19 protein-coding genes and 1 pseudogene are annotated in these 21,019 nt (G+C 65.7%); 10 read left to right on the top strand and 10 right to left on the bottom strand.

What is annotated here, in order from left to right; translation table 11 throughout:
• Positions 1-136 precede the first annotated feature (136 nt).
• Positions 137-895, top strand: a complete 759-nt coding sequence (locus tag QTI66_RS35395; protein WP_286565050.1) for a sulfite exporter TauE/SafE family protein — start codon at positions 137-139, stop codon at positions 893-895.
• A gap of 16 nt (positions 896-911) precedes the next feature.
• Here the strand turns inward: QTI66_RS35395 and mrdA are convergent, their stop codons facing one another.
• From mrdA to QTI66_RS35375, 4 genes and pseudogenes are all read right to left on the bottom strand, one after another.
• Positions 912-2,882, bottom strand: coding sequence for a penicillin-binding protein 2 (gene mrdA, locus QTI66_RS35390; RefSeq protein WP_286565049.1), 1,971 nt, complete (start codon positions 2,880-2,882; stop codon positions 912-914).
• 31 nt (positions 2,883-2,913) lie between these two features.
• Positions 2,914-3,435, bottom strand: a complete 522-nt coding sequence (mreD, locus tag QTI66_RS35385; protein ID WP_286565048.1) for a rod shape-determining protein MreD — start codon at positions 3,433-3,435, stop codon at positions 2,914-2,916.
• A 203-nt stretch (positions 3,436-3,638) separates the two neighbouring features.
• Positions 3,639-4,616: pseudogene (gene mreC / locus QTI66_RS35380) on the bottom strand (rod shape-determining protein MreC); the annotation flags it as partial.
• Positions 4,617-4,779: 163 nt separating this feature from the next.
• The gene (locus QTI66_RS35375; protein ID WP_286565047.1) at positions 4,780-5,823 is read right to left on the bottom strand and encodes a rod shape-determining protein; all 1,044 of its coding nucleotides are present in this window, start codon (positions 5,821-5,823) and stop codon (positions 4,780-4,782) included.
• A 214-nt stretch (positions 5,824-6,037) separates the two neighbouring features.
• On the opposite strand from QTI66_RS35375, the gene gatC reads away from it, so the two are divergent.
• Genes gatC through gatB form a run of 3 tightly spaced genes read left to right on the top strand, consistent with a single transcriptional unit; the run spans position 6,038 to position 9,382 of the window.
• Complete coding sequence (gatC, locus tag QTI66_RS35370; protein WP_286565077.1) at positions 6,038-6,337, top strand: Asp-tRNA(Asn)/Glu-tRNA(Gln) amidotransferase subunit GatC; 300 nt, start codon at positions 6,038-6,040, stop codon at positions 6,335-6,337.
• Entirely contained in the window at positions 6,334-7,827 is a 1,494-nt protein-coding gene (gene gatA, locus QTI66_RS35365; RefSeq protein WP_286565046.1) for an Asp-tRNA(Asn)/Glu-tRNA(Gln) amidotransferase subunit GatA, read from the top strand. Before gatC ends, gatA begins: the two co-directional genes overlap by 4 nt.
• Positions 7,828-7,885: 58 nt before the next feature.
• Positions 7,886-9,382: an Asp-tRNA(Asn)/Glu-tRNA(Gln) amidotransferase subunit GatB gene (gene gatB / locus QTI66_RS35360; RefSeq protein WP_286565045.1), complete on the top strand. Its 1,497-nt coding sequence runs from the start codon at positions 7,886-7,888 to the stop codon at positions 9,380-9,382.
• 39 nt (positions 9,383-9,421) lie between these two features.
• On the opposite strand, the gene QTI66_RS35355 is transcribed toward gatB, so the two are convergent.
• Both QTI66_RS35355 and pyrE read right to left on the bottom strand, forming a co-directional pair.
• The gene (locus QTI66_RS35355) at positions 9,422-10,129 is read right to left on the bottom strand and encodes a DUF4124 domain-containing protein (RefSeq protein WP_444815087.1); all 708 of its coding nucleotides are present in this window, start codon (positions 10,127-10,129) and stop codon (positions 9,422-9,424) included.
• Between the two features lie 33 nt (positions 10,130-10,162).
• Positions 10,163-10,861, bottom strand: a complete 699-nt coding sequence (gene pyrE, locus QTI66_RS35350) for an orotate phosphoribosyltransferase (protein ID WP_286565044.1) — start codon at positions 10,859-10,861, stop codon at positions 10,163-10,165.
• 13 nt (positions 10,862-10,874) lie between these two features.
• Between pyrE and QTI66_RS35345 the strand changes: the two genes are divergently transcribed.
• The 3 genes from QTI66_RS35345 to QTI66_RS35335 all read left to right on the top strand — a co-directional run bounded on the left by QTI66_RS35345 (position 10,875) and on the right by QTI66_RS35335 (position 13,471).
• A complete protein-coding gene (locus QTI66_RS35345; RefSeq protein WP_286565043.1) occupies positions 10,875-11,678 on the top strand; it encodes an exodeoxyribonuclease III in 804 nt (267 codons plus the stop codon).
• Positions 11,679-11,703: 25 nt separating this feature from the next.
• Positions 11,704-12,600 carry an RNA polymerase sigma-70 factor gene (locus tag QTI66_RS35340; protein WP_286565042.1) on the top strand — a complete coding sequence of 299 codons (897 nt, stop codon included), beginning with the start codon at positions 11,704-11,706 and terminating at the stop codon, positions 12,598-12,600.
• A 115-nt stretch (positions 12,601-12,715) separates the two neighbouring features.
• On the top strand, positions 12,716-13,471 hold the full coding sequence (locus tag QTI66_RS35335) for an SDR family oxidoreductase (protein ID WP_286565041.1): 756 nt from the start codon (positions 12,716-12,718) through the stop codon (positions 13,469-13,471).
• 86 nt (positions 13,472-13,557) lie between these two features.
• Here the strand turns inward: QTI66_RS35335 and QTI66_RS35330 are convergent, their stop codons facing one another.
• Together QTI66_RS35330 and QTI66_RS35325 are read right to left on the bottom strand one after the other, a co-directional pair.
• The gene (locus tag QTI66_RS35330; protein WP_286565040.1) at positions 13,558-14,562 is read right to left on the bottom strand and encodes a Bug family tripartite tricarboxylate transporter substrate binding protein; all 1,005 of its coding nucleotides are present in this window, start codon (positions 14,560-14,562) and stop codon (positions 13,558-13,560) included.
• Between the two features lie 137 nt (positions 14,563-14,699).
• Entirely contained in the window at positions 14,700-15,617 is a 918-nt protein-coding gene (locus QTI66_RS35325) for a LysR family transcriptional regulator (RefSeq protein ID WP_286565039.1), read from the bottom strand.
• Between the two features lie 129 nt (positions 15,618-15,746).
• Between QTI66_RS35325 and QTI66_RS35320 the strand changes: the two genes are divergently transcribed.
• A complete protein-coding gene (locus QTI66_RS35320; protein WP_286565038.1) occupies positions 15,747-16,943 on the top strand; it encodes a M20 aminoacylase family protein in 1,197 nt (398 codons plus the stop codon).
• On the opposite strand, the gene QTI66_RS35315 is transcribed toward QTI66_RS35320, so the two are convergent.
• Together QTI66_RS35315 and QTI66_RS35310 are read right to left on the bottom strand one after the other, a co-directional pair.
• Positions 16,940-18,430: an amidohydrolase family protein gene (locus QTI66_RS35315; protein ID WP_286565037.1), complete on the bottom strand. Its 1,491-nt coding sequence runs from the start codon at positions 18,428-18,430 to the stop codon at positions 16,940-16,942. The genes QTI66_RS35320 and QTI66_RS35315 overlap by 4 nt on opposite strands.
• A gap of 23 nt (positions 18,431-18,453) precedes the next feature.
• Entirely contained in the window at positions 18,454-19,374 is a 921-nt protein-coding gene (locus QTI66_RS35310) for a cysteine hydrolase family protein (RefSeq protein ID WP_286565036.1), read from the bottom strand.
• 257 nt (positions 19,375-19,631) lie between these two features.
• Here QTI66_RS35310 and QTI66_RS35305 point away from each other — a divergent pair, with 257 nt between their 5' ends.
• On the top strand, positions 19,632-20,864 hold the full coding sequence (locus QTI66_RS35305) for an MFS transporter (RefSeq protein WP_286565035.1): 1,233 nt from the start codon (positions 19,632-19,634) through the stop codon (positions 20,862-20,864).
• Positions 20,861-21,007, top strand: a complete 147-nt coding sequence (locus tag QTI66_RS35300; RefSeq protein ID WP_286565034.1) for a hypothetical protein — start codon at positions 20,861-20,863, stop codon at positions 21,005-21,007. The genes QTI66_RS35305 and QTI66_RS35300 overlap by 4 nt, the downstream gene beginning before the upstream one ends.
• The last annotated feature ends 12 nt before the right edge of the window (positions 21,008-21,019 follow it).

The following is a 21,019-nucleotide window of genomic DNA, read 5'->3' as shown; positions in this document are numbered from 1 at the left end:
CACGAGATGCCGTTTTTTTGATCAAGGCGCCGCTGGTCGGCGCCTTTTCTTTTTTCCGGCTCGCGGCGCAACATCTTCCTGCGTGCGGCTCGTGCTCCTGATTTGATAGCAAACCCACGATGAGACAATTCCACCAATGGAATGGTTGGTGGTCACTTTCGCGTCGTTGTTCGCGGGCTTTGTAGATTCAATTGTTGGCGGCGGCGGGTTGATCCTGATTCCGGTCCTGTTCTCCGTCTTTCCCGGCGCGCCCGCAGCGACGCTGTTCGGCACGAACAAGAGCGCCTCTGTTTGGGGCACGGCCGCTGCCACGGCGCAATTCAGCCGCCGGGTGCACATGCGATGGCACGCCCTGCTGCCCGCCGCGGCACTCGCGTTTACCGGATCGCTTTGCGGCGCGTGGGCGCTCACTCTGGTGTCGGGCGACTTCCTGCGCAAGCTCCTGCCTTTCATCCTGCTGGGCTTGCTGCTGTACACCGTGGCGCGCAAGGACCTGGGCCGCCATCACCTGCCGAATTTTTCCGGCCGCGCCGAGATGATCGTGATGTGCGCCGTCGGCTTCGTGCTGGGCACCTACGACGGCTTCTTCGGGCCGGGCACCGGCAGCTTCTTCATCTTCATGATGGTGCGGGTGCTGGGCTACGACTTTCTCAATGCGTCGGCATCGGCCAAGCTGCTCAACACCACGACCAACCTGGGCGGCCTGCTGCTGCTGGCCCTGAAGGGCCACGTCTGGTGGCACTTCGGACTGGTGATGGCGGTGGCGAATGTCGCGGGCAGCCTGATCGGCGCGCGCGTGGCGCTCAAGCACGGCGCCGGCTTCGTGCGCAAGGTGTTCATCGTGGTCGTGAGCGCGCTGATCATGAAGACCGCGTACGACGCCTTCTTGCGCTGATCGCGCGCAACAAATATCAGGGCGCCGACGCCGGATTGCTCGAGGGCGTCGGCCACGCGATTTCGCTGGCCACGCGCGGCTTGCCCATCGGCGCCGCCGCCTTGCCGATGCGAACGGCGGCCATGTCCGCTTCGTTCGGGTACTGGTTCAAGAGCCAATAGTCGAAGACGCGGCGCGCGATGGGCGCTGCCGCTCCGGCACCCCAGCCGGCGTTTTCCACGATGACGGCCACCGCGATCTTGGGATCGTTGGCCGGCGCGAACGCCACGAACAACGCGTGGTCGCGCTGGTGCTCTTCCAGCGCCTTGGCGTTGTACTTGGTGTTGGCAGCCATGCCGACGGCCTGCGCGGTCCCGGTCTTGCCGGCGGCCGCGTAGCCTGCGCCGGCGAAGACCGCGCGCGCCGTGCCACCGCTGACCACGGCCATCAGGCCGTCGCGGATCACCGAGACGTTTTGCGGCGTGAAGCCCAGGTTGTCGACCGGAGGTTGCGGCACCGGGGTCACCTGCCCCGTGACCGTGTCCTTGGTCGCCAGCACCAGGTGCGGACGGTGCTTGATGCCGCCGTCGGCCACGACGGCCGTCGCCTGCGCCAACTGCAGCATCGTGAAGGCGTTGTATCCCTGCCCGATGCCCAGCGAAATGGTCTCGCCGGCGTACCACTTCTTCATCTCGGGCCGCTTGTAGGCGTTGCGCTTCCACTCGGTGCTGGGCAGCACGCCGCGCACTTCACCGCCCATGTCGATGCCGGTGATCTGGCCGAAGCCCAGCGGCTTCATGAAGTCGTGAATCATGTCCACGCCCATCTCGTTGGCCAGCGAATAGAAATAGATGTTGCTCGACAACTGGATGGCGCGCCGCATGTCGACGCCGCCGATGTAGCCTTCCGGACTGCCGAAGCGATGGCCGCCAAAGTTGAAGTATCCCGGGTCGAGGACCACGGTGCTGGCCGCGCGCTTGCCGGTCTGCAGCGCCGCCAGCGCCATGAAGGGTTTGTAGGTCGAGCCCGGCGGATAGGTGCCGCGCAGTGCGCGATTGAGCAGCGGCTTGTCGATCGACTCGCTCAGCGCCTGCCAGCTTTCGGTGTCGATGCCTTCGACGAACAGGTTGGGGTCGAAAGTCGGCTTGCTGACGAAGGCCAGCACCTCGCCGGTCTTGGGGTCGATGGCGACCAGCGCGCCGCGGCGATCGCCATACATGTCCTCGATGAGCTTTTGCAGCTTGATGTCGAGCGCCAGCATCACCGTGTTGCCCGGCGTGGCGGGTTTGCTGGCAAGGCGGCGCACGGCGCGGCCGCCGGCGGAAGTTTCCATCTGCTCGACGCCAGTCAGGCCGTGCAGCTGCTTCTCGTAGCTTTGCTCGATGCCCAGCTTGCCGATGTATTCGGTGCCCTTGTAGTTGGCCAGGTCCTCGTCTTCCCAATCGTCCATGGCCGCCTTTTCGGCCTGGTTGATGCGGCCGATGTAGCCCAGCACGTGGCTGGCGATTTCGCCGTTGGGGTAGTTGCGGAACAGGCGCGCCTTGATCTCGACGCCCGGAAAGCGATAGCGCTGCGCGGCAAAGCGCGCCACCTCTTCGTCCGTGAGCCGCGTGCGGATGGGTACGGAATCAAAGCTGCGGGAATCCTCGCGCAAGCGCTTGAAGCGGCGGCGGTCGCGCGGCGTGATGTCGACCACCTCGGCGAGCTGATCGATCGTGGTTTCAAGGTTGCCCGCCTTCGATGGCGTGATCTCCAGCGTGAACGCCGAATAGTTGGACGCCAGCACGATGCCGTTGCGGTCGAGGATCAATCCGCGATTGGGCACCACCGGCACGATGGCCGTGCGGTTGTTCTCCGCCTGGTCCGCGAGGTCTTCATGGCGCACCACCTGCAGGAAGAACAGCCGCGCACCCAGCAAGCCGAAGCACACGAGCACCACGAGCGCAATGACCAGCACACGCCGGCGAAAGCGCGCCAGGTCGGCAGCGACATTGCGGATTTCGGTCATGGGGCTTGGAGCTTAGGTCGCCTGCGGAGTTTCACAAGGGCCGGTTGGCATCGGGCTCCGGGGCCCGGCGTTGCGGCGCCAGCAGAAGCGCCGTCGCCACGGGCCAGAGCGCGGCCTCGAGCAGCGGCGACAGGAACATCTGCCAGCCCGGATACACGCCGCCGCCCACGAGACGAATGCCCAGTTCGACGACGTGCAGGAATGCAAAGAGCGGCAACACCTGCAACGCTTGCGAAATCACCGGATACCAAAGGAGACGGCGATGGATGGTGATCGCAAAGTAGCCCAGCGCCGTGTACGACAGCGCGTGCTGGCCAAGCATCGCCGACTGCTGCACGTCCATGCACAGGCCGAACACGAAGGCGGTGCCGATGCTGATGCGCGCCGGCTGGTGCACGCCCCAGAACACGATGGCGAGCGCCAGCAAGTCAGGCGTCCACGCGACGCGGCCAAGCGGCAGCATGTTGAGCAGCATCGCCACGAGCAGGCTGCCCCACATGAAGATCGGATTGACGGGGAGCAGCAATTGCTGCTGGCCTGGACGCATGATCATGGGGCCTGCCTTTCCTTTTCGGTGGTGGCTGGCTTGGCCGGCGCATGTGCGGCGGGCTTTGCGGGCGGCTTGGCGGCGGTTGCTTTGTCGGCCGTTGCTTTGTCGGCCGTTGCTTTGTCGGCTGCTGTCTTGTCGCTTGCCGCCTTGTCAGCAGCCACCTTGTCGCCCGCCTTGTCGCCTGGCTTGTCTGTTGCCTTGCCGGCTGCCTTGTCCGCGGCTTTTCCGGGGGACTTGTCCGCGGTCTTGTCCGTCTTGTCCTTGTCGCCCGCCTTCTTCTTGCCGGCCACGGGCTCGGGCGCCGCCGCATGCGCGGGGCGCGTGATGGCCCCACCCACCGGCGACAGCACGAGCACGTAACGCGCGGCAGTCACCGCGGCGAGCGGCAGGCAATGGATGCGCGCAAAGGCCGAGTCCGCGCGACGCTCGACGTTGTCGATCCGTGCCACGGGAAGACCCGCTGGATACACGCCGTCGACCCCGCTGGTGGCGAGCAAGTCGCCCTCGCGCAGATCCGCATTGGCGGCCATGAAGCGCAACTCGAGCCCGCCGCCGTGCACGTTGGGGTCACCAAAGGCCACGCTGCGCGCGCCGGTACGCGTGTTCTGCACGGGAATGGCCAGGTCGCGGTCGATCACCAGCGTTACCTCGCTGGTGAAAGGCTGCACCAGCGTGACCTGCCCCAGCACACCCCGCTCGTCGATGACAGGCGATCCGGCCGCGATGCCGTGCGTGATGCCCTGGTCGATGACGATCTTGCGCGTGTACGGATCGGCCGCGTCGTACAGCACCTCGGCTGCGCGGCCCGGCGTGGGCGTCGTTTGCCGAAGTTCGAGCAGGGATCGCAGCCGTGCGTTGTCCTGCGCCAGGCTGTCGGACTGGCTTGCGCGCTCGGACTGGCGGGCGAGTTCCTTGCGCGCCTCGGCCTCGTTGCGTTGCGCCGTTTGCAGGTCGTCGAAATAGCGGCCGCCACCCAGCGCCATTTGCACCGGCTTGAGCGCGAGCCACTGGGCTGGATAAAGAATGGCACCGACGACAGTGCGGACCGGCTGGACGATGTGGAAGCGCGCGTCCGCCACCATCAGGAAAAGCGCAAGCGCGCTGAAGAAGACCAGCTTGCTCAGCGCAGAGGGCCCCTGGTTGAAGAGGGGCGGCGCGGTTCGATCGAGAGTGCCAAGCGGCATGGTGGAGTTTTACGCCAGAAACACCGGGAATTGTCCTAGGCTCCCAAGCAGCCGCAGCCCCATTTCAGAAACACCGCGCAACTGGCTGTGCCGGGCCGCTGGAGTTCCCCCGGCAGGGGGTTGGCGGCCTCCCGACGCGGGCAAGCCTGGGGCCGAGCAACAGTTACTCGCTCGTGAAAATACTTCCCAGACGATCCATGCGCTCGAGGGCGATGCCGCAGCCGCGCACCACGCAGGTCAGCGGGTCTTCGGCGACCAGCACCGGCAGGCCCGTCTCTTCGGCCAGCAGGCGATCGAGGTCGCGCAGCAGCGCGCCGCCGCCGGTGAGCATCATGCCGCGCTCGGCGATGTCGGCGCCCAGTTCGGGTGGAGTTTGCTCCAGCGCGTTCTTCACGGCCGAGACGATGTTGTTCAGCGGCTCGGTCAGCGCTTCCAGCACTTCGTTGCTGCTGATGGTGAAGCTGCGCGGCACGCCTTCGGAGAGGTTGCGGCCCTTGACTTCCATTTCCTTGACTTCGGAACCAGGGAACGCGGAACCGATGTTCTTCTTGATGACTTCGGCCGTCGGCTCGCCGATCAGCATGCCGTAGTTGCGGCGGATGTAGTTGATGATGGCTTCGTCGAAGCGGTCGCCGCCGACGCGCACCGAGCCCTTGTAGACCATGCCGCCCAGCGAGATCACGCCCACTTCGGTGGTGCCGCCGCCGATGTCCACGACCATCGAACCGCTGGCTTCGCTCACCGGCAGGCCGGCGCCGAGCGCTGCGGCCATCGGCTCTTCGATGAGGTAGACCGACGTGGCGCCCGCCGCTTCGGCCGCGTCCTTGATGGCGCGGCGTTCGACCTGGGTCGAGCCGCAGGGCACGCAGATGATGATGCGCGGGCTCGGCGTGAGCAACGTGCGCGGGTGCACCATCTTGATGAACTGCTTGATCATCTGCTCGGTGATGACGAAGTCGGCGATCACGCCGTCCTTCATCGGGCGGATGGCCTCGATGTTGCCGGGCACCTTGCCGAGCATGGCCTTGGCTTCGCGGCCAACAGCCTGGATCACCTTCTTGCCGTGCGGGCCGCCTTCATGCCGGATCGCCACCACCGAAGGCTCATCCAGGACAATGCCTTTATTGCGCGCAAAAATCAGGGTGTTGGCTGTGCCAAGGTCAATGGCAAGGTCGGTCGAAAAGTACCGACGGAAAGCTCCGAACATGTGCAGGATCCTCTAGGGCACGAAAGCGCTTGGCAGTCGTCGCCCACTTGTGTTTGGTCGTCTAGACGGGGTGAATTGATCGTTTTTGCGGCAAATGCCGGCGCGTTCGCGGGGGATGCGGCAAAGGCGGGATAATAACCGAATACCCCTCTCGATCCTGTTTCAGCGGCCCCGCGCGGGCCGTGAATTCGCCCGGTTTTACGGGTTTCCATCGATGTCCCTGACCTCCACCGATATCGCCCGCATTGCATCGCTCGCCCGACTCGATCTCGGCGCCGATGAAAGCGAGCGCATGCTCACCCAAATCAACGGCTTTTTTGACCTGGTCGAGCGCATGCGCGCTGTCGACACGCGCGGCATCGAGCCGCTCGCCCATCCCGTGGCGGCCATCGAGGACGTGACGCTGCGCCTGCGCGATGACCAGGTGACGGAGCCGAACAACCGCGAGGCCAATCAGAAGAGCGCCCCGGCTGTCGAAGCCGGCCTGTTCCTCGTGCCGAAGGTGATCGAATGAGCGGCACCGAACTCCATCAGCTGGGCGTGGCGCAACTGGCGCGCGCCTTGGCGGCGCGCGAGGTTTCCGCGACTGAAACGGCGCAGCACTTCCTGGCTCGCGCGAAGGCGCACGAATCGCTGGGCGCCTTTGTCGCCATCGACGAAGACGCCACCCTCGCGCAGGCGCGCGCCGCGGACGGCCTCATCGCCGCGGGCAACGCGCCGGCCCTGGCGGGCGTGCCCATCGCGCACAAGGACATCTTCGTCACGACCGACTTCCCGACCACCGCCGGTTCGAAGATGCTGGCGGGCTACCGCTCGCCTTTCGACGCCACCGTCGTGCGCAAGCTCGCCGAGGCCGGCGCCGTCACGCTCGGCAAGCTGAGCTGCGACGAATTCGCGATGGGATCGTCCAACGAAAATGTGGCCGTGCCCGCAGTGGGCAGCGACAAGGTGGTTCCCGTGCGCAATCCATGGGACACGACGCGCATTCCCGGCGGCTCCTCGGGCGGTAGCGCGGCCGTGGTCGCGGCGCGCCTGGCACCTGCCGCCACGGGCACCGACACGGGTGGATCGATTCGCCAGCCGGCTTCGTTTTGCGGTGTCACGGGCATCAAGCCGACCTACGGGCGCGCGTCGCGCTACGGCATGGTGGCTTTTGCGTCGAGTCTGGACCAGGCCGGCCCGATGGCGCGCTCGGCGGAAGACTGCGCTTTGCTGCTTTCCAGCATCTGCGGCCCCGACCTCGATCGCGACTCGACCTCGCTCGACAAGCCGGCTGAGGATTTCTCGCGTTCGCTCAACGGCTCGCTCGAAGGCTTGCGCATCGGCGTGCCCAAGGAGTTCCTGGGTGACGGCGTGGCGCCGGGCGTTCGCGCCGCCATCGACGCTGCGCTGGGCGAATACGAGAAGCTGGGCGCCCGACGCGTGGCCGTGACCTTGCCGCGCACCGAACTGTCGATCCCGGTCTACTACATCCTCGCGGCGGCCGAGGCGTCGAGCAACCTGAGCCGCTTCGACGGCGTGAAGTTCGGTCATCGCGCCAGCAACTACCGCGATCTGGCCGACATGTACGCCAGGACGCGCGAAGAAGGCTTCGGCGACGAGGTCAAGCGCCGCATCATGATCGGCACCTACGTGCTCTCGCACGGCTACTACGACGCCTACTACCTGCAGGCGCAAAAGGTGCGCCGCATGATCGCGGACGACTTCCAGAACGCCTTCAAGGACTGCGACGTGATCGCCGGCCCCGCGGCGCCCACCGTGGCGTGGAAGATCGGCGAGCACAGCGACGACCCGGTCGCCGACTACCTCGCCGACATCTTCACCCTGCCCGGCTCGCTGGCGGGTCTGCCGGGCATGAGCTTGCCTGTGGGATTTGGGGAAGACAGCATGCCGGTGGGCCTGCAGCTCATCGGCAACTATTTCAGCGAAGCGAAGTTGCTGAACGCGGCGCATCGCTTCCAGCAGGCGACGGACTGGCATACGCGTAGCCCTGTGGGGTTCTAGGCACACACCCCTTACGCAGCAGAGCGCATGCAGAGAGTATTGAGTTGGAGCAACAGAGATGAGTGAAACCGCTGTCGTAAACCCCTTTGCCGAAGCGCAAGCCGGCCGCCCCACGGGTCCGCTGGTGCAGGGCTACGAAGTCATCATCGGCTTCGAGACGCACGCCCAGCTTTCCACCGCGAGCAAGATCTTCAGCCGCGCCTCGACGGCCTTTGGCGCGGAGCCCAACACGCAGGCCAGCGCCGTGGACCTGGCGCTGCCCGGCACGCTGCCGGTGATGAACAAGGGCGCTGTCGAACGCGCCATCAAGCTGGGCCTGGCGCTCGGCTCGCACATCGCGCCGCGCAGCGTTTTTGCGCGCAAGAACTACTTCTACCCCGACCTGCCCAAGGGCTACCAGATCAGCCAGTACGAGATTCCCGTCGTGCAGGGCGGAACGGTGTCCTTCTACCTCGGCGAAGAGCTCAAAAGCGTGCGCCTCGTGCGTGCCCACCTCGAAGAAGACGCCGGCAAGTCGCTGCACGAGAATTTCATCGGCCAGTCGGGCATCGACCTGAACCGCGCCGGCACGCCCCTGCTGGAAATCGTGACCGAGCCCGACATGCGCTCGACCGCCGAAGCCGTGGCCTACGCCAAGGAGCTGCACAAGATCGTGACGTGGATCGGCATCTGCGACGGCAACATGCAGGAAGGGAGCTTTCGCTGCGACGCCAACGTCTCGGTGCGCAAGCCCGGCGCGCCGCTGGGCACGCGCCGCGAGATCAAGAACCTCAACAGCTTCCGATTCATGCAGCAGGCGATCGACTACGAAATCCGCTGGCAGATCGAGCAACTGGAAGACGGCCACGCCATCCAGCAGGCCACCGTGCTTTTCGACCCCGACACGGGCGAGACGCGCGCCATGCGCACCAAGGAAGACGCGGCCGACTATCGCTACTTTCCCGACCCGGACCTGCCGCCGCTCGCCATTGCGCAGGAGTGGATCGATCGCGTGAAAAGCGAAATGCCCGAGTTGCCGCGCGCCATGGCCGATCGCTATGGGCGCGAGCACGGCCTGTCGGCCTACGACGCAACACAGCTCACGCAAAGCGTCGCGCTGGCCAGGTATTTCGACAACGTGGTCGCCGCGGGCGCGCAGCCCAAGCTGGCCAGCAACTGGATCACCGGCGAGATCGCGCGCCGGCTGAATGCGCAAGACCTGTCCATCGACGCAGCGCCCGTCACGGCTGCGCAACTGGGCAAGCTGATCGCGCGCATCAGCGACGGCACCGTCTCGAACAACGCCGCCCGCCAGGTGTTCGACGCCCTGTGGAGCGGCGACGGCAGCGAGGTCGACGCCGTGATCGAGGCCAAGGGCCTCAAGCAGATGAGCGACAGCGGTGCGCTGGAAAAAATCGTCGATGAGGTGCTGGCCAAGAACCAGAAGAACATCGACGAATACCGCGCCGGCAAGGACAAGGCCTTCAACGCCCTGGTCGGCCAGGTGATGAAGGCCAGCGCCGGCAAGGCCAACCCGGGGCAGGTGAACGCCTTGCTGAAGGCGCGCCTGGGCTGAGCCGCCGCTGACAGGGCTCCCGCGCGGGGGCCCCGAGGCCTATTTGTTCGCCGTCGCGCCGGTCGAAGCGGCGGGCGTCGAAGGGGCCTTTGCCGCAGGCGTCGACACCGGCGTCGGCCACAGCTTCGACAGCCGCGCGCGCTCCTCGTCAAAGCGCGCGTTGACCCGCTTCTTTTCGTCTTCCTGATCGGCAATGAAGCGGTTTTGCACCGCCACGCTCTGCGCAATGTCGTCCATCTGGCGGCGCACCGATCCGGGCGCCTTGGAGAGGTCCTTCGAATAAAACTCCATCTCCTCGTCGAGCTTCTTGCGGTCTTCGGCGAGTTCGGACAGGCGTTTTTTCGCGGCCTGGATCACCACGTTGATCTGCGTCAACGCGTCCGCGCGGTCGCGGTCGTGCGCGGCCGGGGTCGGGTAGCGAATGAGCAGCGCGCGTTCGCGGCGGCGCTCTTCCTGTGCGCGCAGGGCGGCCTGGGCGGCCTGTCGGTCGCGCTCGTCACGCTCGGCCTGCTCGCGGGCCGTCAAGGTGGGATCGACCTTGCGACGGGTGGTGCCACTGGGATTGAGTTCGCGCTGCTCGCGGTCCACGCAGTCGGCAATGGGCCGGTCGGCCGTGATGGTGCGGCCCCTGGAATCCACGCAGCTATAGATGCCAATGCCGCTGGGCGGGTTGGCAGGCTGCTGAGCGTGCCCCGACAGGCAGTTCAGCAACAACGGCAAGCTGGCAAGGAGAACGAAGTGGCGCACCTGCAACGACCTTACTCAAGTGTTCGATCGGCGTCATGCCGCGCCATAGCGCGCCCGATACGCCAAGACCCCGTCTTTGTGTTCCTGCAGGGCGTCGTCCGCCCGGCTGGTCAGATACTGTAGCAAGTCATCAAGTGTTGCAATCGCAACTACCTGCATCCCGAGCTGATTTCGCACGTATTGCACAGCGCTGTGGTCTACGTCGACACCGTTTTCCGTGGCTTTTTCCTGACGGTCGAGGGCGATGGCCACGGCCTGCGGCGTGGCGCCGGCCGCGCGGATGATGGCGATGGACTCGCGCACGGCCGTTCCCGCGGACATGACGTCATCGACGATGAGCACCCGGCCGGCCAGCTTGGCGCCGACCAGCGTGCCGCCTTCGCCGTGGTCCTTGGCTTCCTTGCGGTTGTAGGCAAAGGGCACGTTGCGCCCGCGCCGCGCGAGTTCCGCTGCGACCGTGGCGCCCAGCGGAATGCCCTTGTAGGCGGGGCCGAAGATCATGTCGAACTCGAGCCCGCTGTCGATCAGCCTGTCTGCATAGAATTCCGCCAACCGCAAAAGCTTGGCGCCATCGTCGAACAGGCCTGCGTTGAAAAAATACGGGCTCATGCGCCCGGCCTTGGTCTTGAACTGGCCAAAGCGAAGCACCCCTGAATCCAGCGCGAACTGCACGAAATCCTGGGCAATTTGCCCGCCTTCGGCTGCGCCGTTCTTCCCTGTATCTACTGCCATTGGAGTTTTCCTCGTGTTCAAACTGACCAGCCTCAACCTCAACGGCTTGCGATCCGCAGCCACCAAAGGCGTGGCCGACTGGGTCGCGGAACTGGCGCCGGATTGTATTTGCATGCAGGAAATCCGCGTCCAGGCCAGCGATATCGAGGGGCGCTTCGAGGAGATGGCCGGACTCAAGGGCCACTTCCACTTTGCGGAAAAAAAGGGCTACGCCGGCACCGCCGTGTACTCGAAGCACGCGCCGAGCGACGTGGTCGTGGGCTGGGGCGACAAGGAATTCGACGCCGAAGGGCGCTACCTCGAGCTGCGCTTCGACACGCCGAAACGCAAGTTCTCGGTGATCAGCTGCTATTTCCCCAGCGGCTCATCCGGCGAAGAACGCCAGGCCGCCAAGTTCCGCTTCCTGAAGGGCTTTTTCCCGCACCTGCTTGCCCGCAAGTCCGAGCGAGAGTTCGTGCTGTGCGGCGACATCAACATCGCCCACCAGCAGATCGACCTGAAGAACTGGCGCAGCAACCAGAAGAACAGCGGCTTCCTGCCCGAGGAGCGCGCCTGGATGACGCGGCTGCTGGACGCCGGGGCTGAAGGCGCCGGGCTGGTCGACGTGTACCGCATGCTCAAGCCGGACACAACCGACGAGGCCTACACTTGGTGGAGCAACCGCGGCCAGGCCTACGCGAAGAACGTGGGCTGGCGGCTGGACTACCACTTGGCCACCCCAGAAATCGCCCGGCTGGCACTGCGCGAAGAGATATACAAGACCGTGAAGTTCAGCGACCATGCGCCGATCACGGTGGACTACGACTTCACGATCTGACCCCGCCCGGCCAGCCGCCGATCCCATGGACCCCGCGACCGCGACCTTCAACCGCCTGCGCCCTCGCCTGCAGGGCATCGCCTATCGCATGCTCGGCTCGCCGGCGGAGGCCGAGGATGTCGTACAGGACGCGTGGTTGCGGTGGCATGAAGCCGACACCACGCAGCTGGAGAGCAGCGAGGCATGGTTGGTGTCAGTGACCACGCGGATCTCCATCGACCGGTTGCGCTCCGCCAAGGTGCAGCGCGAGCACTACGTCGGCACCTGGCTGCCGGAGCCGCTGATGTCGGATTCGCCCTTTTCGCCGGAACAGGAACTGGAGCGGGCCGGCGATGTGTCGGTCGCTTTTCTGGCGCTGCTGGAGCGCTTGGCCCCCGAGGCGCGGGCGGCCTACCTGTTGCGCGAAGTCTTCGAAGCGGAATACGCCGAGTTGGCCGAGGTGCTGGGCAAGAGCGAGGCCGCTTGCCGGCAACTCGTGCACCGCGCCAAGGCGCAACTGCAAGACGACAAGCCGCGCTACACGGTCGCCCACGAAACCCAGCAACGCCTGCTGCAAGGCTTCGCGGACGCGGCGGTGCGCGGGGAATTTGCTGCCCTGAAAGCCATGCTCGCCGACGACGCCCACCTCATCGGCGATGGCGGCGGCAAGGTGCCGAGCTTCGGCGTGCCGCTGGTGGGCGGGCAACGCATCGCGCAGCTGTACCTGGCCACCGGCCTGCGCCATCCGGACGATGTGCGCTTCGAAGTGGTGCTGCTCAACGGCCAGTGGGGCTTGCTGCGCTTCATCGACGGGGTGCTGGAGTCGGCGCAATCCGTTGAAACCGACGGCGAGCGCATCGTGCGGATCCACGCGCAGCGCAATCCCGACAAGCTCGCCCGCATCGCCGCGGCGGTGGCGCGGGTGTCGCCTTCTTCGGACTGAAACTCAAAAAAATCTCGCCGCGCTGTCACAGCGCGATCACGCCAAACGTCTTGTGTGCATGGATGGCAACACGGTGTCGCCGTCCGTGGGTTTCCCAACACTTGAAGGATTTGGCATGAACATCGTGATCATTGGCGGCAGCGGTCTCATCGGCAAGAAGCTCGCAGCGCTGCTGCAGGAGGCCGGCCACAGCGTGTCGTCGGCATCGCCCTCCTCGGGCGTGAACGCTGTAACGGGTGAAGGCCTGTCGACTGCGCTGGCCGGCGCGGACGTGGTGGTGGACGTCACCAACTCGCCATCTTTTGAAGACGAGGCGGTGATGAGCTTCTTCCAGGCCTCGACGCGCAACCTGCTGGCCGCCGAAGCCGCCGCCGGCGTGCGCCATCACGTGGCGCTCTCGGTGGTGGGGTCGGAACGCTCGCCCGACAGCGGCTACTTGCGCGCCAAGGTGGCGCAGGAAGCGCTCATCAAGGAATCTGCCGTGCCGTACACGATCGTGCGCGCGACGCAGTTCTTCGAGTTCCTGGACGCGATTGCCTATACGAACACCGAGGGCCAGACCGTTCGCGCTTCCTCGGCACGCTTGCAGCCGATCGCGGCGAACGACGTAGCGTTGGCGCTGTCGAAAATCGCGGTCGCATCGCCGCTGAACGGGATGTGCGAGATCGCGGGCCCGGAGGCCATCAGCCTGGATGTTCTGCTGCGTCGCGCACTGCGGGCCAGGCAAGACCCGCGCGAGGTGCTCCGGGACGACGATGCGCTTTACTTCGGCACGCGCATCGATGACAGATCCCTGACGCCCGATGCCGGAGCCCATCTGGGCGCGACGACATTGGACCGCTGGCTGGAAAAAAGCGCGGCGCCCCGGTAAGGCAGCGTTGCGCGTGGTGCGTCGCCGTCTTCTCCAAGGCCCGCGCCTTTCAGCCCGTCGCGCCGGCCAGCGGCGCGCGGGAAATATCAGTTGCTCAGCTTGAAGTCGACCGTTTTGATCATCGTCCGGTAGGCGGCGATCTGGGCCTTCTGCAGCTCGGCGACCTGCTCCTTGCTGTTCGCGTCGAAGGGCACGCGGCCTTCGGCTTCCATGCGCTTGCGAAGCTCCGGATTGGCGAGTGCCTTGACCGTGCCGTTTCGCAGCGTGGCGAGGATCGCATCCGGCGTTCCCGTCTTGACGAAGATGCCGCCCCACACGGTGAACTCGAAGTCCGTCAGCAGCTTGCTCTCGCTCACGGACTTGACGTGCTTCAGGCCGGGCGGCAGGGTGCGCGAGAAGCTGGAGATGAGCTGCATGCGCTTGTCCTTGACCATGCCGTCGATCGAGGCCTGGTAAGGCAGGATGGCAAAGTCGATCTGGCCGCCGGCCAGGTCGGTCAACACCTGCGCCGAACCCTTGTACGGAATGTGGTGGTACTGCGCGCCAACCTTGCGGCCCAGGTATTCGGTGACCACGTGGTAGAGCGAACCGATGCCCACCGATCCGAAGCTCAGCGGCGTCTTGGTGGACTTGCGCGACAGGTCGATGAATTCGTCGAGGCTGTTGACCTTCAGGTCGTTGCGCGTCAGCAGAACGAGCGGAAGGGTCGAAATCGGATGAACCAGCGTGAAATCTTCCGGCTTGAACTTGACGGCCGAGTTGACCATCGGCGCCAGGATCACCTCGTTGGGCGAACCGTAGAAGACGTTGTAGCCGTCGGCCGCTGCAGCCAGCGTCTTGTTGGCAGCGATGGTTCCGGTCGCGCCGCCCTGGTTCTCGACGATCGTGGATTGCCCGATGGCTTCGCCGAACGGTGTCGCGAATGCGCGCGCGCCCGCATCGCTGGGGCCACCGGCGGGGTACGGGACGATCAGGCTGACCGGCTTGGCCGCTGGAAAGGCCTGCTGCGCACCGCTGACGCCCGCCACGCAGGCCAGCATGCCGAATGCGGCAGTCCGTAGAAACGATCGCATCGAAATGTTCACACTCATCGCTTGTCCTCCATCACACGTTTTTGAGCAGCACGACGGGCCGCCCTCGTGTCGATTTTGGGGAGCGACGAGAGGCCGAACAATGACGAAGAGGCCGACGAATCGTTGCGCCAAAGGCAACGGCAAGCTTGAAGGACTCAGCGTTGCGCGGGTATACCCTTGATGAAGTGCTCGAGCAACGACAGCACTGCCGGAGGAAGGTGCCGGCCCGTGCGCGTGAGCACGTGCATGGCACCCCGGTTGAGGATGGGATTGGCCATCGGAAGCGCCACAACGTCCGGCATCTGGATGCGCGACGCGAAGGCCGCGCTGGCGGTGGTCAGGGCGTAGCCCAGGCCCGCATCGGCGAAGTGCCACAGCACCTTGAAAGAGGACGTGACGAGCACATTGTTCAACTGCAACTGCTCGCTGATCTCGGCCGCATTCACGTGCTGGCGTACGCCGAATGAATCCTGCATGGCGGCGCCGGGATAGCCCAGCAGGTCGCTCAGTTGCAGCGGCCGGCCGATCTGCGTCAGCGGATGCGAGCGATGGACGATGGCCTGGATCGGCGCCGACGGCGTGGCGTGGTGCGAGCGCAGGCGCACGTCCGAAGGCGGCTGGAACACGACGCCGACGTGGGCTTTGTCCTGCAGGATCAGGTCGATGCTGTCAGCGGTGCTTTGCACGTTGAGGTTCACCGTGACGTGCGCGTGCGCGCGCATGAAGTCGGACACGAGCGGCTGGAAGAACAGGTCGAGCATGCCCTCGCCGAGCACCAGGTCGATGTGGCCGCGGCTGGCGCTTCGAAGGCTTTCGACTTCGGCGTAGAAAGTGGCCTGTACGTCGAGCTGGCGTCGTGCGTAGGTGGCCAGCAATCGTCCGGCGTCCGTCGGCACGACCCCGCGGCCGCGGCGTTCCAGCAAGGCCATGCCGCATTCCTTTTCGAGCAGCGAGACGGCCCGGCTCACCGCCGAGGCCTCGACGCCCAACTGTTCCGCGGCGGCGCGCACCGAGCCGCTCGCCACCACCTGGAGAAAGTAGTGCACGCGGCGTGAATCAAGCAGTTCCTGCATGGCGGAAATCATCGCATCGGGCGGACCCACCGGGGGTATGAATCAGGTTGCACTGTTGTCGTTTCGTCAACGATCGGGCTTGCCTTTTGCCATTGTTTGCACCGATTGACGCTTCCAGAATCGTTGGCCATGACTTCAACGACGCTTTCGCCGACCGCCTCCATTTCCGCGCAAACCTGCAACAGGATGGTCGCGTGGCGCCGTGACTTCCATGCGCATCCGGAGACCGCCTTCGAGGAGCATCGCACCGCCCAGGTGCTGGTTCGCGCGCTGGAGACGATGGGGCTGGAGGTGCACCGCGGACTGGCCGGCACCGGCGTGGTCGCCACCTTGCGCAATGGCGAAGGCCCGACGATTGGACTGCGCGCGGACATGGACGCGCTGCACATCTGCGAGCGAGGCACGGCGCCGCACGCCTCCACCGTTCCCGGGAAAATGCACGGCTGCGGGCACGACGGGCACATGGCCATGCTGCTGGGCGCGGCGCAGCACCTGAGTGAACACCGCAGCTTCGAAGGCACCGTGCACTTCATCTTCCAGCCGGCCGAAGAGAACGAAGGCGGTGGCCGCGCGATGGTCGAACAGGGCCTCTTCAAGCTGTTTCCCTGCGACGCCGTGTACGGCCTGCACAACGCGCCGGGTCTCGCGTTCGGCCACTTCGCGACGCGGCCGGGCCCGATGCTGGCGTGCTCGGACCTGTTCGAAATCGTGATCACCGGCAAGGGCGCCCATGCGGCGCATCCGCAAGACAGCGTGGACCCCGTGCTGGCCAGCGCGCAGTTGATCGCGGCGCTGCAGGGCATCGTGAGCCGCAACGTCAGCGCCGCCGACGCACTGGTCGTGAGCGTGACGCAGATCCAGGGCGGCGACACCTGGAACGTGATTCCGGAATCCGTCACGCTGCGTGGCACCTGCCGGGCTTTCCTGCCGGCGGTGCAGGACCGCGCCGAGGCGCGAATCCGCGCGATTTGCGCGGGCGTCGCGGAATCGAGCGAAACCGGGATCTGCCTGAACTACCGGCGGCATTACCCGGCCGTGGTGAATACGCCGGAACACGTGGACGTCGTGGCGCGCGCGGCGTCGAAACTGGTGGGCGCCGAGCAGGTCGATGCGCAGTGCGCGCTGCGCATGGGGTCGGAAGATTTCGCGTTCATGCTGCAGGCCTGTCCGGGGGCGTACGCCATCATCGGGACGGCGCGCACGCGCAACGATCCGCCTGTGCACAACCCGCTTTATGACTTCAATGACGACATCCTGTCGCTGGGTGCGGCGTATTGGGTCACGCTCGCGCATGAGGCGCTGCGCGGGCCTGAACTCGCGGGCTAGGTGCAGCAGCCCAGCGGGCCTTCCTTGTAGAAGGGCGCGAGGTCTTCGGCCAATGCGCGCAAGGTGTTGAGCCATGCGCCGTGGCTGCTGTCGGCAGCGAGTGCAGCGCGGGCCCTGGCGGTGAGTTCGGCACGCAATGCGGGCTCGTCGATGCCCAGCACGCGACCGCCTTCGACGACCGTCTTGCCACCAACGATCACCTTGGCGATGTGCGTGCCGTTGGCGCGAGCCAGCAACAGATCGAGCGGGTCGATCTCGGGGAAGAGCTCGTCGTCGTCCAGCTGGTCCCAGTCGAGCACCACGATGTCGGCGGGCGCGCCTTCGGTCAGCCTGCCCGTGGCGATGTTGCCGGCGCCGTTCACGCTCAGCGGGCCATTGCCGGCGGCGAAGGTCCACAGTTGCTCGCGCGACATCGTCGTGTCGAAGCCCCAGCCGCGGTGCAGCTGGTAGGCGATGCGCATCTCGCGCAGCGCATCGTCGTCTTCGTCGAAACCCGTGCTGTCCAGGCCCATGGCGATGCGGCAGCCTTGCTTGAGCATCTCCGGCACTGGTGCGATGCCTGATTTCAAGTACAGGTTGGAGCTGGTGTTGACGGCGATCGTCACGCCGCGTTCCGCGAGCAGCGCCAACTCATCCGGACGCGCCAACGCGCAATGCGCCAAGGTGAGTCGCGGGCTGAGCAAGCCGATCGCGTCGAGGAACTTGAGCATGCCTTGCGGATGGTTCCTGTCGGCCCACGCGCGTTGATAAGGTGTTTCGAGGCAGTGCATGTGCACGCGACAACCGGTGTCCGCGGACGCGCGGGCAATGGCTTCAAGCAACGGTGTGCTGCACCACTGCACGGCCGCGGGGCCGTATTGCACGTTGACGTGGTCGGTGAAGCCGCCCTCCTCCAGCATCTGCGCGACATCATTGACCACGGCAATTTGCTGCGCCGGCGAGACAGGTTTCACCGACAACCGGCCAGCGACCGCATCGCGGATGCCCGGGCGCAGGGCCTTGAGCACTGGCGCATCGTCGTCGTAGGCGATGCCGTTGCGGTCCCGCATGGCGACAGCAAAGCCGATGCGCACGCCGACGTCCTTTGCGGCGCGGGCCACCTGCTGCGCCTCCTCGACATAGGACATGCCGCCCTGCACGCGCGTGTAGTGGACCATCAGGTTCGCGACACCATGGCGGACCGAGCGCGAGAACGACGTGGCCGCGCAGGTGTAGGGGTCCAGGCCCGGCACCACGCCGAGGAAGGGAATCCAGCTTTCGAGCGGCTTGTCGAACGCGCCGAGCGTGGCACTGCGGAAGGTGCGGCCGTGGTCGTGCGCATTAGACAGCGCAGGCATCGCCAGCAGGCGCCGCCCCGTCGTTTCACGACCGATGGGCGTGATCGATGCGATGCGCCCGTCAACGTGCGTCACGCGCATGTTGGCTTTCGCGGCACTTGCACCGGGCTCCGGCAGCAACCAGGCGCAATCGAGGGTCGAAGCAGTCATTCAGGCTATCCGTGGCGTGGAGTTCAGGGTGCGTCGATTGTGTTCGCGCGGACCGGTTTGGCAAGGCTCGACCGCACATCCGCCGCCTTGGCGACGAAACCGTGCAACTGTTGCACGATGAAGAGCACGCCCTTGGTGACGAAGGCCGGCGACGGCGTGCTGCAGGCGTCTTCGAGCAGCACGCAGTCGTAGCCGAGAAAGTTGGCGTCCTGCAGCGTCGAGAACACGCAGCGGTCGGTGTTGATGCCCGCGAACAGCAGCGTGGTGATGCCTTGCTGTCGCAGCAGCGTGTCGAGTTCGTTGTCCCAGAAGCCGCTCAGGCGGTGCTTGTGCACCGTGATGTCGGTGGGCGCGACGGCCAACTCGTCGATCACCTGCGCGCCCCACGAACCCTGAACCAGCGAAGGGCCGTGGTCGATCGCCGAGTGCTCGGCATAGCCCACGCCATCGGCGCTGCGCTTGCCCTTGAACTGCACCGTCGGGCTCAGGTTGCGCCGGTCCGCGCGGATGCCCCAGTTGCACCACACCACCGTGCCGCCCGCCTTTCGCCACGTCGGCAGCAAGCCCGCGATGGTCGGGATGGGCTTGCGGCAGGGCTTGATGTCGATACCCTTCTGCGCGAACCAGCCTTCGGGGTGACAGAAGTCGTTCTGCATGTCGATGACGACGAGCGCCGTTCGGGCGAGGTCGAATTCGATGGACTGTGGGAGCGCGGGGATGTGCACCGGTTTGGGTCGCTTCGGTGTGCGCATGAGGCTGACGGTGTCGCCTTCGAGGCTCCATGCGTTGTGCGCAGCGGGGCCGAAGCGTGCCGGGGCTTTTGCCTCTGGAGCAGCCGGTTTGGCAGGGGTATTTGTGCGGATTTGAGTGCTGGCCTTGGCGATCGGGGCAGTGCCTATCGTGGTGTCCGATGTGGTGCGCAGTGCGGCGGATTTTCTTGTCATGTTGCGACTCATCGCAGCCGGCGTGCCAGCGTGATCCAGGCGACTGCGTTCGCCCGCTGCCTCTACAGCAACGAACGTGGCAAATCCCTACGCGCCATGCGCATAAACGACGTACGCGAACGCTACGTGCGCGGGGAGTCCCGACATTCCTAAACCTCATGTCTGCCCTGCATGGAACTCGGCCCACGCCACTCCTGCATTGAGTTCAATCGTCGACAGGTCGCGCGCACCCGCCGACCTGTTGAAAGGAACTCCAAATGCCCAACGCCAGCAAAGACAGCAACATCCTCCGGGCAGTCATTTGCGGCGGCCTGATCATGGGCGTCGCCCTCGGCGCCCGCCACGTGCAGGGCCTGTTCCTCGTCCCCATGACCATCGATCGCGGCTGGTCGCGCGAGGCATTCGGCCTCGCGATCGCCATGCAGAACCTCGTGTGGGGCTTCGCGCAGCCTTTCACCGGCATGCTCGCCGACCGCTTCGGCTCGGTGCGCGTCATCGCCCTGGGAACGCTGCTATATCTCGTCGGCCTCGTCCTGATGTCGCTGTCCGTCACGCCGACGCAACTGACGCTCAGCGCGGGCTTGCTCATCGGCGTTGCGCTCTCGTGCACGGCCTTTGGCACGGTGTATGGCGCCATCAGCCGCATCGCCGAGCCGTCACGTCGCAGTTGGGCGCTGGGCATTACCGGCGCGGTCGGTGGGCTGGGGCAGTTCGTCATGGTGCCGGTGACGCAGGGGCTTCAGCACTGGCTGGGGTGGGCCGCTGCGTTGGTGGTGCTGGGCATGACGATCGGCGTGCTCGGACCGCTGGCCTTGACCTTGAACGACAGGGCTTCGACTTCAACAACGGCGGCGCCGACAGCCCGCTCCCAGTCGATCCGGCAAGCGGTGCGAGAAGCCTTCAGGCACCGCGGCTTCTGGTTGCTGAACGCGGGCTTCGTCGCATGCGGATTCCAGTTGGCCTTCATCGGCACGCACTTGCCGGCCTACCTGCTGGGCAAGGGATTGAGCGCCAACGACGCCGTGGCGGGGCTGGCGATCATCGCGCTCGCCAACACCGTGGGCACCTTCGTCTGCGGCTACCTCGGCGACTTCTTCCGCCGCAAGTACCTCTTGTCGGCCATCTACCTGGCGCGCTCGGTGGCAATGGCGGCGTTCTTCCTGCTGCCCTTGAGCGTGCCGAGCCTTCATGTCTTTTGCGCGGTGATGGGCCTGCTCTGGCTGGGCACCGTGCCGCTCACGAGCGGGCTTATTGCGCAGGTCTTCGGCGTGCAGTACATCGCGACGTTGTTCGGCTTCGTCTTCTTCGGCCATCAGGTCGGCTCCTTCCTGGGCGTGTGGCTGGCGGCGCATGTCTTCGATGCAACGAAATCCTATGACCTGATCTGGATCGGCTCGATCGCGCTCGGCTTGATGGCGGCAGCCCTGCATTGGCCCATCAACGATCGGCAGGTGCAGCGTGGCGTCGTTCCCGCAGGAGCGATGGCATGAAGGCCTCGACAACGCTGCGGGGGCTGGCCCTTGCCGGCACCGCCGTTCTGGTTGCGGCAGCCATCGCCTCTGTCGCGCTGCGCAGTTGGCTCGAACCAGCGAGCGCCGCCGCGCTTGTGGAACTGTTTTCGTTTTGCCGATGAGGAGGCAAGCAC

Source organism: Variovorax brevis (genome assembly GCF_030317105.1).
Lineage (GTDB): Bacteria > Pseudomonadota > Gammaproteobacteria > Burkholderiales > Burkholderiaceae_C > Variovorax > Variovorax brevis.
Note: the sequence above shows the minus strand (reverse complement) of the source record. Positions and strands in the feature narration are given on the sequence as shown.